The organism is Parasphingomonas halimpatiens (assembly GCF_036663795.1).
GTDB lineage: Bacteria > Pseudomonadota > Alphaproteobacteria > Sphingomonadales > Sphingomonadaceae > Sphingomonas.
Map to the genome: position 1 here is coordinate 55,629 of NZ_JAXOJP010000014.1, position 14,378 is coordinate 70,006.

The following is a 14,378-nucleotide window of genomic DNA, read 5'->3' on the forward strand; positions in this document are numbered from 1 at the left end:
GGCGCGGCCGCTCGGGGGGAGACAGCGCGGTTGCAGATCAAGCGCCTCAGGCTTTCGGGGTTCAAGAGCTTCGTCGATCCGGCCGATCTCAGGATCGAGCCGGGTCTGACGGGGATCGTCGGTCCGAATGGCTGCGGCAAGTCCAACCTGCTCGAGGCGCTGCGCTGGACGATGGGTGAAAACAGCGCCAAGTCGCTGCGCGGCGCCGGCATGGACGATGTGATCTTCGCCGGCACGTCGACGCGCCCGTCGCGCGATTTCGCCGAGGTCTCGATCCTCGCCGAGATTGCCGGCCAGGAAAGCGAGGTCGTGCGGCGGATCGAGCGTGGCGCGGGCTCCGCCTATCGCATCGACGGGCGTGACGTTCGCGCCAAGGATGTCGGCCTGCTGTTCGCCGATGCCGCGACCGGCGCGCATTCGCCCGCCCTGGTCAGCCAGGGCCGCATCGGCGCGGTGATCGCCGCCAAGCCGATCGAGCGTCGCGCGATGCTCGAAGAGGCCGCCGGCATCGCCGGTCTCCACGTGCGCCGCAAGGACGCCGAGCAGAAGCTGCGTGCGACCGAGGCCAATCTCCAGCGGCTCGACGAGCTGATTGCCGATCAGGATGCGCGCGCCGCCGCGCTGCGCCGCCAGGCGCGCCAGGCCGAGCGTTATCGCTTGCTCTCCGACCAGATCCGCGTCGCCGAGGCGCGCATGATCTTTGCGCGCTGGCGCGATGCCGCCGCCGCCGCCGATGCGGCCAAGGTCGAGGCGGCTGGATGCGAAGCGCGCGTCGCCGCTGCCGCCGAGGCGCAGCGCGCCGCCGCCGCTTATCAGACGCAGGCGACCGAGACGCTCGCCGAAGCACGCGCCGCGGCACAGGCCGCGCGCGACCGGGCGAGCGAGGCCGGCCACCGCCTCGCCGGCTTGCGCGCCGAACATGCCGCGATCGAACGACGCATCACCGAGCTTGCCGATAATCGCACGCGCCTCGCCGACGACCGCGTGCGCGAAGGTTCGCTCGCCAGCGACGCCGCCGAGGCGACCACGCGGCTCGCCGATGAAGCGACGATGCTCGAACGGCGCGTCGCGGAAGCGGCGGCGCAATTGCCGCAACGCGACGCCGCGCTGGCCGAGGCGGAGCGGCTCGGGCGCGATGCCGAGGTCGCGCTTGCCCAGGCGCTGAGCCGCCAGGCTGGCGAGGCGGCCGATGTCCGTGTCGCCGATGCCGCGCTCGGCGCGGCGCGGGCGCGGCATGAGCGGGCGGCGCGCGATCTGGCCCGCGTCACCGCCGAAGCCGCAGCGCTGGGCGACCCCGCACCGCTCGTCGCCGAACGTCGTCGCGCCGAGGAAGCGCGCGCCCAGGCGCTGCGCCATGCCGAGGGTGCGCGCACCGCGTTGGCGCGTGCCGATGCCGGCGAGCGTGAGGCGATCGCCTCACGCGACCGCGCCCAGGCGGCGCGCGCCGCCGCGCATGCCGAACTGACCGCGCTCGACAGCGAGGCCGCCGCGCTGACCAAGGCGACACGCCGCGACGGCAAGGATCGCCTGCTCGATCAGCTGCGCCCCGATCCCGGTTACGAGCGCGCGCTCGCCGCCGCGCTGGGCGACGATCTCGAAGCCGGACTCGATCGCAGCGGCGAGCGTTTCTGGGGCGGCGCCGCACCGCTGCCGGGCGATCCCGCCGCGCCCGCCGGCACGGTCGCGCTAGGCGGTCACGTCGCCGCGCCCCCGGCGCTGGCGCGGCGCCTGGCGCAGATTTTTGTCGCCGAGGCCGATGGCGATCAGCCGCTCGCGGTCGGGCAGCGGCTGGTGACGATGGCCGGCGTGCTGCGCCGCTGGGACGGTTATGTCGCCAAATCGGGCGGCGCCGCTGCCGCCGAGCGGCTCGAGCGGATCAACCGGTTGCGCACGATCGAAGCCGCGCGGCCCGCGGCGGTCGGCGCGGTCGAGTTGGCCGAGAACGAACTGGCGCGCATCGATGGCGCGATCGCCGAAGCGCGCCGCGCCGCCGCCGACGCGCGTCGCCTGCTCGAATCCGCCGAGACCAGCGCGCGCGACGCGGCGCGCGCCGAGGACCGCGCTGCTTCGGCGATCGAACGGATCGAGGCGCAGCGCGGCGATCTCGAAGGCCGGCGCCAGCGCGCGGCGAGCGAGCAGGACGAGGCGGCGGGCGAGGTGACCCGCGCCGAGCGCGAGCGCGCTGCCTTGCCCGACGGCAGCGAAACCCGCGACGCCGTCGCCCGGCTGTCGGGCGAGGCCGAGACGCGCCGCACGACCATCGCCAATGCCCGCGCCGAACGCTCCGCGATCGATCGCGGCATGGCGCAGGATCGCGAGCGGCTCGCCGCCAATGCCGCCGAGGTACGCGGCTGGCGCGCGCGCGCCGGCGAGGCGGCGCGGCGCATCGGCGATATCGACAAGCGCGCCGCCGACCTGGCGAACGAGGCCGAGACATTGGCCGACAAGCCCGCCGCGCTGCGCGCCGAGATTGCCACGCTGGAGACGTCGCACGGCGCCGCGCGCGTCGAGGCCGAGACGCTGGCCGAAGCCGAACGCGCCGCCGACGTCGCGCTGCGCCGCACCGAGGCGCAGGCACAGGTCGCCGCCGAGGCATTGGCGGAAGCCCGCGAGGCGCGCGCCGGGGCCGCCGCGCGCGCCGAAAATCAGGAGCAGCGCCGCATCGAGATGGGCCGCGTGTCGGGCGAGCGGTTCGAATGCCCGCCGCCGGTCTTGCCCGAGCGTGTCGGTTTCGAATCCGCCACCGTGCGCAGCCCGGCCGAAGAATCCGCCGCGCACGACAAGTTGATGGTCGATCGCGAGCGTATCGGTCCGGTCAATCTCGTCGCCGAAACTGAACTCGCCGAACTCGAAGCGGCGAGCGTCGGCAACCTCGCCGAGCGCGAGGAACTGGGCCTTGCGGTCAACCGGTTGCGCGGCTCGATCGGCACGCTCAATCGCGAGGGGCGCCAGCGTCTGCTCGCCGCGTTTGAGGCGGTCGACGGCCATTTCCGCCGCCTGTTCACGACGCTGTTCAACGGCGGCCAGGCGCATCTCGCGATGGTCGATTCGGACGATCCGCTCGAGGCCGGGCTCGAGATCATGGCGCAGCCGCCGGGCAAGAAGCTCCAGTCGCTCACCCTGTTGTCGGGCGGCGAGCAGGCGCTGACCGCGGTGGCGCTGATCTTCGGGCTGTTCCTTACCAACCCGGCGCCGATCTGCGTGCTCGATGAGGTCGATGCACCGCTCGACGATGCCAATATCGAGCGCTTCTGCGACCTGCTCGACGCGATGACGCAGGAGACCAAAACGCGCTACCTGATCGTCACGCACAATGCCGTGACGATGAGCCGCATGCACCGGCTGTTCGGCGTGACGATGGTCGAACAGGGCGTGAGCCGGCTGGTCTCGGTCGATCTCGGCGGGGCCGAGAGCCTGTTGGCGGCATGACCGGCGCGCGGCGCCTCGCGACGATCGCGCTGGCGCTGCTGCTGTCCGGCTGCTGGTGGGAGGGGCCGCCCTTCTACAAGGGCGATCCGAACGATGCGGGGCCGGTGGCGCCGGGCTGGTACCGGGTCGATGTACTCGGCCAGAACGCAGCGCCGATCGTGCGGCACGTCGAATGGCTGCCCGATGGCCGGACGCGCACGACACCGCGCAAGGTGACGCGCGACGACGGCATCGGTTATTTGGTCACGAAACGCCTCGACCTTCCGGGCCGCCATCTCTGGATCATCCAGAGTCCCGCCGGCGACGAGCCCGGCGCCGCCGCCACCTACGGCCTGGTCGAGCGCCACGGCCTGTTGCTCGACATCGCCTTCCCGATCGATTGCGACAGCAGCGTCGAGATCGTGAAAGCCGCCGGCGGCACGGTCAGCGGCGGGGATCAGCCCGTGATCGTCGACACTCGACCCGCCACAACAAGGCATCGCGCGGGCAGGGCCGCGCCGATACCACCCGCTGCGCCCATGGCGGAGGCAAATGCCCCGGCGGGACCGCTGCAAAACCAGCATTGTTCCTTCGCCGATCGCCCTTCGCTGGAACGTGCGCTTGTCGCTTATGCCAAGGCTCATCCGCATCTCGATGGCGGGCTGTTGCTGCGAAAACTGTCCGACTGAGCCTGCGTCAGCGCACCTCGGCGACCCGGCCATCGACGGTACGCGCCATCCGCCGGGAGTTGACGAAATCATTCCATCGGCGTAACCGCGCCCCCGCTCCGTCTCCTGGAGCAGGAAGGCAATCAATGTTCGACACGGCCAACCTAAGCGGGATCATGCCCGCCGCCGTTCGAACCTCGCCGAAGCGCTAGTCGCTCCCGGCCGGGTTCGACGACCCGGCGTGCATATTCCCGATAACGACAACGTCGCCTGACGCCGTCGGGTCAGAACCTGCGCATGACGAGGATCGAGACAGGCTTGCCCGGGATGCTGTGGGAGGAGGATTGCGAAAAGCGGGCTGAATAGCCCGGTTGAGCGGTCCGACGCGCCACAGTGCCCGGACAAGCCTGCCGCGAAGCGGTGGGACGAAAAGGGCCGCTGGCGCGGTCGGACGCTTGCCAGATACTCCCGGTATCTGGCTGCGCGCCCTCCCTTCCAGCGACCCTTTTCGTCTCCATCTCGACCTCGCCATGCGCAGGTTCTGACCCGGGGCTGCGTCCGCGCGGCACGAATGGGTATGACATGGGCACGACGACGGTAACGTCGCGGCGGCTGGCAACGATGCTGCGCGCGACACTGACGAAAAATGGGCGCGCCGGCCAGGCGCTGCTCGCATGGGCCGAGGAGCACCGCGCCGAGTTCTGGCCGGCTCCGCGGCCGCGCGTGAAGAAGGATCAGCCGGCCGAGCGCAAGCTCAGCTGGACGCGGCTCGGCGCGCTGGTGGGTGCGATGGCGGACGATCCGCTGCCGCCCGAGCTCGCGCTGGCGGCGGACAATGTCGCGCGCGTGCTCGGTTTCGACGCGCCGCAACGTGGCGTGCTGGAGGCCGGGCTCGCGCTCGTCTTCCACCCGCGCATCGCCAAGCTGCGCTGGGCGCTCGAATCGGCGCATGAGGATGTCGCGCGCATCGCCGGCATGCTCGCCGGCGCCGATCCGCTGCTCGCCGGTAATCTGGTGCGCAACAGCCTGGCGGTCGAACTCGGCCTGCTCGTCGTCACCATGACGCATGGCGGCGGCGTGTCGCTCGACGTCAGCTGGTGGTTCGAGGATGTGCTGGCGCGCGGCGGGCATGATCCCGAGCGGCTGATCGAGGCGCTCGCCGGCAAGCGCCAGGGCGCGGCGCTCGCGCTCGACGATTTTCCCGCGTTCGACGGTGACGTCGCCTTCCTCGCGCGGCTGCTCGGTGGCGCGCTCGATCAGCGCGCCGCCGGGATCAACATCCTGCTCCACGGCCCGCCCGGCGTCGGCAAGACCGAGCTGGCGCGTGCGCTCGCCGCGGCGGCCGGGGCGGAGCTGTTCGCGGTCGGCGAAAGCGACGGCAGCGGGCAGGAGCCGCGCCGCGACGAACGCGTCGCCGCGCTGCTGCGCGCGCAACGCGCGTTGCAGCGCGACCGCCGCGCGCTGCTGCTGTTCGACGAGATGGAGGATCTGATCGGCGATGCCGCGCCGACCGGCCCGGCGCGGCGCTTCGCCAACCGCGCCGGCTCGAAGATCTTCGTCAACCGCATGCTCGAGGCCAATGCGGTGCCGGTGATCTGGACCAGCAACGCGGTCGACAATGTCGATGCCGCCTATCTGCGGCGGATGAGCTTCGTGCTGCGGCTCGATCATCCGCGCGGCGCGGACCGTGATCGCGTGCTGGCGCGGATCGCGGCGAGCGAGGGCACGGCCCCCGGCGCGGCGCTGTCCGCGCTCGCCCGCCACATGCCCGAGACGACCAGCGTCGCGCGCGTCGCGATGCGTGCCGCAGCGATCGCCGGCGGGGGCGCCGACGACGACCAGCGCATCGCCCGCGCTTTGGTCGTCGGCGTCAGCGGCCGCGCGGTCGGTGCGGTTCGCGCGGCGGCCCCGCTCGACCTCGACCTGTTCGAGAGCGATCCGCCGGTCGGCGATCTCGTCGACCGGCTGACCCGTCCCGGCAACGAGTCCGGCTGGTCGGTGCTGCTCGCCGGGCCGCCCGGCACCGGCAAGACCGAACTTGCCGGCGAGGTCGCCGAGCGGCTCGGTCGCGCGCTGGTCACGCGTCGTGCGTCGGATCTGATGTCGAAATGGGTCGGCGAGACCGAGGCGAACATCGCGCGTGCCTTTCGCGAGGCGATCGCCGAGGGCGCGGTGCTGATGTTCGACGAGGCGGATTCGCTGCTCTACGACCGCGCCACCGCGTCGCACAGCTGGGAGGTTAGCCAGGTCAACGAGTTGCTCACCTGGCTCGATCGCCACCCGCTGCCGGTGTTCGCCGCGACCAACGATCTCGCCCGGCTCGATCCGGCGGCGCTGCGGCGCTTCACCTTCAAGCTGGTCCTGCGTCCGCTCGGGCCGGCGGCGGCGCGACGGGCGTTCGCGGGCTTCTTCGGCCAGCCCGCGCCGCCGGGGCTCGACCGGCTCGCCGGGCTGACTCCCGGCGACTTCGCGGTCGTCGCGCGCCAGCTGCGCGTGACCGGCGCGCGCGACACGTCGCGCCTGATCGAGGCGCTCGAAGCGGAACTGGCGGTCAAGCCCGGCGGCATGGCGGTGATGGGCTTTTAGGCGCGGGAGCCAATTTTATCGGTTCGCGCGAAGGCGCGAAGGGGTTGCGCTTCGTGCTGTCGTCATAATGAATCAAAAATATCAGCCGAGCGGCAGGGGAAGGTCGTGCGCTTCGCGCGCAGTGATAGCCGGCAGCGCAACTCTCCGCGCCTCCGCGCGAACATCCTCTTCTTCCTTCTGGACGCAAAGGTGGCGCAGTCGCACCGTGCCATTTGGAAAGAAAGTGGGGAGCTTCTGTTGCTCGGTGCTCCCCGTACCGCCGGTTTCCGCTTCTGTTGCCCGGTGCGGTCCCAACCGCGCTTTCGTCCATATAACTTAGGTCGTTAAACCATCAGTTACGCGGCAATTGCGAGCGCCTCGTTATCGTTGGCACTTGTATATGGGCCGTCACGGTGGTCCCATTCCGAGCGAAAGCTGCGCCTTTCAACACACGTCGATCCTGGTTCGGCCCCGTCAGAGCCCTTCGCTTGCGCGAAGGGTTTTGGTGGAGCCGCCGGGTACTGCCCCCGGGTCCGCTGCGCCTAGTACATCGCCTCAGTTTATCGCTATAGCCGGGCGAACCCGGCACCTCCTCATATAGGGAGAGTCGGCGCAGGGTCCAGACCCATCGCGAAAAGCATATCGCTGCCTGTCGCGCGTGAACCCGCGCTTTCATCATGCTCTCGCGCGGCGCTGCTGCGTACGGCGGCCATCGTCTCGGGCGATCCGTCTGGACGGCAAATGAAAAGTCCGCCTTTCGCTCGCCACAATATCGGTCCATAAAGGTGATGTTATGTTGACACAGCGTTCCCGCTACGCGCTGCGCGCGATGCTTTTCCTCGCCGAAGCACCCGCCGGTGGTCCGCCGATCCCGATGAACCGCATCGCGACCGAGGCCAATGTGCCGCGCAAGTTTCTCGAGCTGATCCTCGCCGATCTGCGCGAGGCCGGCTTCCTGCACAGCCATCGCGGCAAGATGGGCGGCTATTGCCTGTCGCGCCCGACGCACCTCATCTCGCTCGGCGAGATCATCCGCGTGATCGAAGGGCCGCTGGCACTGGTGCCGTGCGTCAGCCGTACCGCCTATCGCCGCTGCAACGATTGCAAGTCCGAGGCGACCTGCGCGATCCGCCACGCCATGATGCGGGTGCGGGATGAAACGGCGCGGATCCTCGACGGGACCAGCCTTGCCGATGCCGCGGCGGAGGATCTCGCGGCGGCTTGAGGGCCGGCGGGCAAAACGCCGTTCGCCGCCTGCACGCTTCCTGTCTTCTTTCCCGGCGAAGGCCGGGGCCCAGCGACGATGCGTTACCGCCAATCGCGCTGAACGCGCGTTCCTGCCCCGATCCGCCAGCGGCCGGCGCCGACGATTTCGCGCGATTTCGGTGGCGATTTCGGTGACACGTGCAATAACCCCCAATCTCTTGCGCGCGTCGCCTGACCACGCTAACCTCCCGCCATGGCCCGCCTCTCGCGCATCGTCCTGCCCGGCATCCCGCACCATGTGACGCAGCGCGGCAATCGCCGCGAGAAGACCTTCTTCGAAGATGGCGATTATGGGCTGTATCTCGATCTGCTCGCCGACGCGGCGGGTCGGGCAGGGGTGGAAATCTGGTCCTATTGCCTGATGCCCAACCACGTCCACATCGTCGCGACGCCGAGCGACGAGGACGGGTTGAGCCGCACCTTCCGCTACGTCCATCGCCACTATACCGGCTATATCAATGCCCGGCTCCGCGTGACCGGCCATTTGTTGCAGGGCCGCTTCAGCTCGGTGGCGATGGACGAGCCGCATCTCGTCGCCGCGCTGCGCTATGTCGCGCTCAACCCGCTGCGCGCGCGGCTGGTCGATCGGCCCGAGGACTGGCGCTGGTCGAGCACCCGCGCGCTGATCGCCGGCCAGGACGATCACGTCGTTACCGTCGCCCCGGCATTGGAGCGCGTCGGAGACTTTGCCGCCTTCCTCGGCGACCCCTTCGACGAGGCGATAACCTATGCCGCCTTGCGCAAGGCCGAGAGTGTCGGGCGACCGGCGGGGTCGAAAGAGTGGCTGGCGGACATGGAAGCTAAGACGGGGCTCAAGCTCGCGCCGGCAAAGCGGGGGCCAAAGCCCAGGGATGTCGCGGGAGATTAGGAGATTAAGATTGAGGGGTAATTGCACGTGACACCGTAATTCCGGGTATAAGGATCAGGTTAATCTGTACGCTTATGTCTACAATGACCCGGTCAACAACGAGGATCCGAGTGGCGAATGTGGTCCGTGGTGCATCGGGGCAGGAATCGGATTCGCCATCGAAGCTATCGGCCAGATTGCTGACAAAAAAGATCGTGCTGCTTGGTCAACTGCGGTCAGCGAAGCTCGCAAAGGCAACTGGTCAAGAGCTTGGGATTCTTCTAAATCGCAGATTGGCCGATTGGCTACCGCCACGGTTGCAGGGGCGGTAAATGGCGGCGTGGGAGGGAAACTTCTCACCAAAGGAGTCGCAACGGTCGTTAGGAGAGTGACCGAGCAGACGGTACTGGGGAGTGGCGTTTCCAGTGTTCAGCAAGTTGCTAATAATGCAATTGATGGCAAGCCGTTATCCTCAGGCGTCGCGGCTGCTGCTTTGGGTGGTGGTATCGGCGGCGGTGCTGGGGCTAAGGCCGGGCTTCAAAGCGGCGAGAAAATATTTAGTGTTGCTGCGGGCAATCAAGCGGCAAATAGGATCGCTACAAATATTTCTGCTGGCGTGCAGCTCGGTCAACGAATTGTGCAGCCAATGGTTGAAAATAAGAAGTAAATTTGATGAATATATTCAACTATCTTTTTAGTCCGAATAATTCTATAATAATGATGCCGGTAATATTTTTATTATCGGTAATGGAAATTACTTATCAGTGCGGGTATATTGGGGCGGAACAAATGCTAATGGCTACGCAATGGGCCTGTATCGCGTATGGTTTTGCGATTTTACTTAGAGTTATTTATAGAAAACAAGAGAAGAATTAGGAATTACGGTACCACGTGCCATTGATTACGGTGACACGTGTGTAGTGCACCCCTGAAATGAGACAGAGAAAAGGGTGACAGTTCTCCAGTAAGGAGGACGTTATGGCGAACGGAGTCGATCAGCGGCGCTTCAGCCGGGAGTGTAAGCTCGCGGTGATCGAGCGGATGGCGTCAGGCGAGCCGGACGACCGCCAACCTCGACGGCAACCGCACGCGCGTCGCCCCGCGCCATGATTCACCCCCACGCCACACCCTGCTACCAGCCCCCGCTCGCGCCCCCAGCGCGTCGCTCCTTCTCATCGTCGGTCATGCGAAAATCGTCGCCCGCAATAGCCTGGCGACGCCGCACCTGTTCTCCCCCGGAACAGGACCTGTTCCCACCTGTTCCGCCGACCTGCTCCGCACCTGTTAAGTTGGACATGCATCGCCAACACGCCGACGCGTCACGTCGTTGCAATCAAACGAGATTGCCGCGCGCCGCCTCCAACCGGACAGGAACGAAAAAAACCGGAACAGGAAGAACAGGTAAAGCAGGCGCAAACCGCGCCCCATCCCGCCCCGCTCAGCGCTTCCTGATTTCGTCCCTGATCTCGCGCAACAGCGCGATGTCGGCAGGTTCCGCTGCCGGCTCGGCGGGCGCCACCTCGGGCTTGGCCGACATGCGGTTGATCGTGCGCACCAGCAGGAAGATGATGAAGGCGATGATCACGAAATTGACCGCCTGGGTGATGAACGCACCCCAGCCGAGCAGCGGCACGCCGGCCTTTTTCAGCGCGGCATAGTCGCTGAGCGAACCGGCATAGCTCGCGGGTATCGCGCCGAGCGTGATGAAATGGCTGGAGAAATCGAGCCCGCCGGTCAGCTTGCCGATGATCGGCATGATGATGTCGTCGGTCAGCGAGGTGACGATCTTGCCAAACGCCGCGCCGATGATCACCGCCACGGCGAGGTCCATCACATTGCCGCGATTGATGAAGTCCCTGAATTCCTTGAACATGCCTATTTCCTACCAAGCCCGGATCGTTACGTTACCGACCTTTCCCGACGCGATGCAAGCCACGCTGCGGTACATCCAACGGGTGTATTGACCGGATAATGCAGCACCCCCCTTCACGTGGGCATCGGCGACCCTTAGATAAGGGCGCGCAAGCCTTGGAGGGATTGTCTGATGAAATACCGTGCCGCATTCGCACTCGCCGCCATTGTCAGCCTGTCTGGCTGCGGGATCAACAGCGTCCCCACCGCCGAGGAGAATGCCAAGGCGAAATGGGGCGATGTGCAGAATAATTATCAGCGCCGCGCCGATCTGATCCCCAACCTCGTCGCGACGGTCAAGGCCGCCGGCGCGCAGGAGAAGAGCATCCTCGTCGAGGTCACCCAGGCGCGTGCCTCGGCCAGCCAGGTCAAGATTTCCGGCGCCGACCTGACCGATCCGGCCAAGGTCGCGGCCTATGAGCAGGCCCAGGCCGGCGTCACGCTGTCGCTGCAGCGCCTGCAGGAGGCCTATCCCGAGCTCAAGTCGCAGGGCAACTACACCACGCTGATGAGCCAGCTCGAAGGCACCGAGAACCGCATCGCCATCGCGCGGCGCGATTACAATGCCGCGGTGCAGAGCTACAACACGACGATCCGCACCTTCCCCGACGCGGTCGGCGCCAAGATCTTCTACGGTGCCAAGCCGATGGTGCCGTTCCAGGCGACGACGCCCGGCGCCGAGGCCGCTCCGGCGGTCAATTTCGGGAATTCGAACTGATCCCTCGGGCGTTCGCGCTGCTGGCTCTGGCGCTTGCCGGATGCGGCAGCGCGGCGCCTGCGGTGCCGACGGCGCAAGCGACCGCGCCGGCCGGCTATGCCTTTCCCGCGCTGACCGGGCGGGTGGTCGACACGGCCGACCTGCTGTCGCCGCCGCAGGAGGCCGCGCTGTCGGCGCAGTCCGCCGCGCTGGAAAAGGCGACCGGCCATCAGTTCGTCATCGTGACGGTGCCCGGTCTCGGGAGCCATTCGATCGAGGACTACGGCCTCCATCTCGGTCGATACTGGGGTGTCGGCCGCAAGGACGTGAACGATGGCGTGCTGCTGCTCGTCGCGCCCACCGAGCGCAAGGTCAGGATCGAGGTCGGCTATGGCCTCGAAACGACGCTGTCCGATCCCAAAGCGAAGACGATCATCGACAAGGATATCCTGCCCGCCTTCCGCGCCGGTGATCTGCCGCGCGGCATCATCGCCGGCGCCGCTGCGATCACGCGCACGCTCGAACCCGTTGGAGCCAAAGCGACATGAGCCTTGTTCGCCGCTTGTTGTTCGTCCTGCTCGCGCTCGCCGCGATGCCGGCAATGGCACAGACCTTCCCGCCGCTCACCGGCCGCGTGGTCGATGCGGCCAAGCTGCTGTCGCCCGATCAGACGAAGCAGATCGAGGATCTCTCGGCGCAGATCGAGAAAGCCTCGTCGCGGCAGTTCGTTGTCGCGACCATCCCCGATCTGCAGGGTTATCCGATCGACGATTATGGCTATCGCCTCGGCCGGGCGTGGGGCATCGGGCAAAAGGGCGCCAATAACGGCATCATCCTGATCGTCGCGCCGAAGGACCGCAAGGTCAAGATCGAGGTCGGCTACGGCCTCGAACCGATCATGACCGACGCGATGTCGAGCGTGATCATCAACGATACCATCCTGCCCCGCTTCAAGGCGGGCGACATGCCCGGCGGGATCGTTGCCGGCGCCACGGCGATCGGCCAGCAGATGACGCTGCCGCTCGAGGCAGCCGAGCAGAAGGCCAAACAGGCGGCGACCGCGGCGCCCGCGCACCGCGCGAGCAAGACCAGCCCGATCGCGGTGATTTTCTGGATCATCGTCATCGTCGTCATCATCCTGCCCATGGCGTTCGGCGGCGCGCGCGGCCGGCGCTATCGCGGCAGCGGGGGCATCGGCGAGGCGGTGCTGTGGGGTTCGGTGCTGAGCAGTCTCGCCAGCGGCCGCGGCGGCGGCGGCTCGTCATGGGGCGGCGGCGGTGGTGGCGACTGGGGCGGCGGTGGCGGCGGGGGTTTCTCCGGCGGCGGCGGATCGTTCGGTGGTGGCGGCGCGTCGGGGAGCTGGTGATGGCAGGGACATTTCTCGACGAGGCCGGGCGCGACCGGGTCGGCGCGGCGGTCACCGCCGCCGAGCACGGCACCGATGGCGAGATCGTCACCATCGTCAGCGAGACGTCGGACAGCTATCACGACGTCGCGCTGCATTATGCCATCGCCGCGATGCTGCTGGTCGCGGCCATCGCGGCCGCCACCCCGGCGACACTCGAAATGAAGCTCGCCTGGTTCTCCAACGGCTGGAGCGGCGCGCCAGAAGTCGGGCGGATGTTCTTCGCGGTGATGCTGGCGCAGGCGGTGGTCTTCCTCGTCATTCGCTACGCGCTGGCCTGGATGCCGCTGCGCCTCGCGCTCACCCCGCGCGCGACGCGCTCGCGCCGCGTGCGGCGCCGCGCGGTGCAGTACTTCAAGGTAGGCGCCGAGCGCCGCACCACCGCGCGTGTCGGCATCCTGCTCTATCTTTCGCTCGGCGAGCACATGGCCGAGATCGTCGCCGACGAGGCAATCCACGGCGCCGTGCCGCCGGAACGCTGGGGTGACGCGATGGCTGCCCTCGTCGTCGAGGTGAAGGCGGGCCGCCCGGCCGAAGGGATGGCCGCCGCCGTTGCGGCGATCGGCACGATCCTGGCGGAGAAGTTTCCCAAGACCGACGCCGATGTCAACGAACTGCCCGATCGCCTGATCGAACTGTGAACGATTTCGACGCTCCGGAAGAAACGGTCTGGGAGGGCCGCTTCATCGTCGCCAAGAAGCGCGGCAAATGGGAATATGTCTCGCGCACCCGCGGCATCAGCGCGGCGGTGATCCTCGCGATCGACGATGGCGAGGTCATCCTGGTCGAGCAATATCGCGTGCCGCTCGGCAAGCGCTGCCTCGAACTGCCCGCCGGCCTGGTCGGCGACGAGGATGAAGGCGAGAGCGTCGAGTCCTCGGCCGCGCGCGAGCTGGAAGAGGAAACCGGCTACCGCCCGGCGCGGATCGAGACGCTGGGTTACTTCCACTCTTCGCCGGGCATGGTGAGCGAGGGTTTCACCTTGGTACGCGCCACCGGCCTTACCAGGGTGAGCGACGGCGGCGGCGAGGGCGACGAGGACATCACCGTCCACCGCGTGCCGCTGGCCGGGATCGTCGATTATGTCGCGGCGAAGCGGGCCGAAGGCGTGGCGATCGACGTCAAGATCCTGACGCTGCTCGGCCCGTCGATCCTGGGCGGCTGAAGCGGGATGACATCTGTCTGAACGCCCCCCCCAGCCCGTTCGTTTCGAGCGAAGTCGAGAAACCTGGCGGAGCGCTTGTTGCCGCTTCTCGCCTGCGCTCGAAACGAACGGGGGCAGGTAACGCCAATGCCTCACCCGAAGAGGGTGGGGACGCCAATCGCTATTTGAAGTTGTCGGCGTATGTCTGCAGCTTGAGCGTACGCGTCGGCGCCGGGATGACGGTGAACGCCAGCCCCTCGCGCTCGGCATAGGCCTGCGCCGCGGCGACGCTCGGGAAGCTCAGCTTGACCTGCTCGCGCGTGTCGCCCGATCCGGCCCAGCCGGTCAGCGGGTCGGGCTGCTTGGCCTCGGCGGGTTCGAATTCGAGCACCCAGCGATCGGTGTTGGCGCGACCGGACTGCATGGCGTTCTTGGGGCGTTGGTAGATGCGGGCGATGGGCATGCCG

General features: G+C 67.8%; 13 protein-coding genes and 1 other RNA gene. 11 read left to right on the top strand and 3 right to left on the bottom strand.

What is annotated here, in order from left to right; all coding sequences use genetic code 11:
• Window positions 1-30 precede the first annotated feature (30 nt).
• The 3 genes from U1839_RS14960 (at window position 31) to U1839_RS14970 (ending at window position 6,662) form a co-directional block, all read left to right on the top strand.
• Window positions 31-3,429, top strand: coding sequence for a chromosome segregation SMC family protein (locus U1839_RS14960; protein WP_332804407.1), 3,399 nt, complete (start codon window positions 31-33; stop codon window positions 3,427-3,429).
• Window positions 3,426-4,097, top strand: coding sequence for a hypothetical protein (locus U1839_RS14965; RefSeq protein ID WP_332804408.1), 672 nt, complete (start codon window positions 3,426-3,428; stop codon window positions 4,095-4,097). Before U1839_RS14960 ends, U1839_RS14965 begins: the two co-directional genes overlap by 4 nt.
• Window positions 4,098-4,658: 561 nt before the next feature.
• Entirely contained in the window at window positions 4,659-6,662 is a 2,004-nt protein-coding gene (locus tag U1839_RS14970; RefSeq protein WP_332804409.1) for an AAA family ATPase, read from the top strand.
• A 261-nt stretch (window positions 6,663-6,923) separates the two neighbouring features.
• Here U1839_RS14970 and ssrA read toward each other — a convergent pair.
• Window positions 6,924-7,267, bottom strand: a transfer-messenger RNA (tmRNA) gene (ssrA, locus tag U1839_RS14975).
• A 167-nt stretch (window positions 7,268-7,434) separates the two neighbouring features.
• On the opposite strand from ssrA, the gene U1839_RS14980 reads away from it, so the two are divergent.
• From U1839_RS14980 to U1839_RS14990, 3 genes are all read left to right on the top strand, one after another.
• The gene (locus tag U1839_RS14980) at window positions 7,435-7,866 is read left to right on the top strand and encodes an RrF2 family transcriptional regulator (RefSeq protein WP_281129619.1); all 432 of its coding nucleotides are present in this window, start codon (window positions 7,435-7,437) and stop codon (window positions 7,864-7,866) included.
• Window positions 7,867-8,100: 234 nt separating this feature from the next.
• Window positions 8,101-8,775, top strand: a complete 675-nt coding sequence (locus U1839_RS14985; RefSeq protein WP_332804410.1) for a transposase — start codon at window positions 8,101-8,103, stop codon at window positions 8,773-8,775.
• A 367-nt stretch (window positions 8,776-9,142) separates the two neighbouring features.
• Window positions 9,143-9,421, top strand: coding sequence for a hypothetical protein (locus tag U1839_RS14990; RefSeq protein ID WP_332804411.1), 279 nt, complete (start codon window positions 9,143-9,145; stop codon window positions 9,419-9,421).
• A 771-nt stretch (window positions 9,422-10,192) separates the two neighbouring features.
• Here U1839_RS14990 and mscL read toward each other — a convergent pair.
• Entirely contained in the window at window positions 10,193-10,627 is a 435-nt protein-coding gene (gene mscL / locus U1839_RS14995) for a large conductance mechanosensitive channel protein MscL (protein WP_332804412.1), read from the bottom strand.
• Window positions 10,628-10,798: 171 nt separating this feature from the next.
• Between mscL and U1839_RS15000 the strand changes: the two genes are divergently transcribed.
• The 5 genes from U1839_RS15000 to U1839_RS15020 all read left to right on the top strand — a co-directional run bounded on the left by U1839_RS15000 (window position 10,799) and on the right by U1839_RS15020 (window position 13,932).
• The gene (locus U1839_RS15000; RefSeq protein ID WP_332804413.1) at window positions 10,799-11,383 is read left to right on the top strand and encodes a LemA family protein; all 585 of its coding nucleotides are present in this window, start codon (window positions 10,799-10,801) and stop codon (window positions 11,381-11,383) included.
• 62 nt (window positions 11,384-11,445) lie between these two features.
• Complete coding sequence (locus tag U1839_RS15005; RefSeq protein WP_332804414.1) at window positions 11,446-11,910, top strand: TPM domain-containing protein; 465 nt, start codon at window positions 11,446-11,448, stop codon at window positions 11,908-11,910.
• Window positions 11,907-12,728: a TPM domain-containing protein gene (locus U1839_RS15010; RefSeq protein ID WP_332804415.1), complete on the top strand. Its 822-nt coding sequence runs from the start codon at window positions 11,907-11,909 to the stop codon at window positions 12,726-12,728. The genes U1839_RS15005 and U1839_RS15010 overlap by 4 nt, the downstream gene beginning before the upstream one ends.
• Window positions 12,728-13,408 carry a TPM domain-containing protein gene (locus tag U1839_RS15015; RefSeq protein WP_332804416.1) on the top strand — a complete coding sequence of 227 codons (681 nt, stop codon included), beginning with the start codon at window positions 12,728-12,730 and terminating at the stop codon, window positions 13,406-13,408. Before U1839_RS15010 ends, U1839_RS15015 begins: the two co-directional genes overlap by 1 nt.
• Window positions 13,405-13,932, top strand: a complete 528-nt coding sequence (locus tag U1839_RS15020) for an NUDIX hydrolase (RefSeq protein WP_332804417.1) — start codon at window positions 13,405-13,407, stop codon at window positions 13,930-13,932. The genes U1839_RS15015 and U1839_RS15020 overlap by 4 nt, the downstream gene beginning before the upstream one ends.
• Before the next feature lie 160 nt (window positions 13,933-14,092).
• On the opposite strand, the gene U1839_RS15025 is transcribed toward U1839_RS15020, so the two are convergent.
• Window positions 14,093-14,374 (bottom strand): ETC complex I subunit, encoded by a 282-nt coding sequence (locus U1839_RS15025; RefSeq protein WP_332804418.1) that lies wholly within the window; start codon window positions 14,372-14,374, stop codon window positions 14,093-14,095.
• Between the last annotated feature and the right edge of the window lie 4 nt (window positions 14,375-14,378).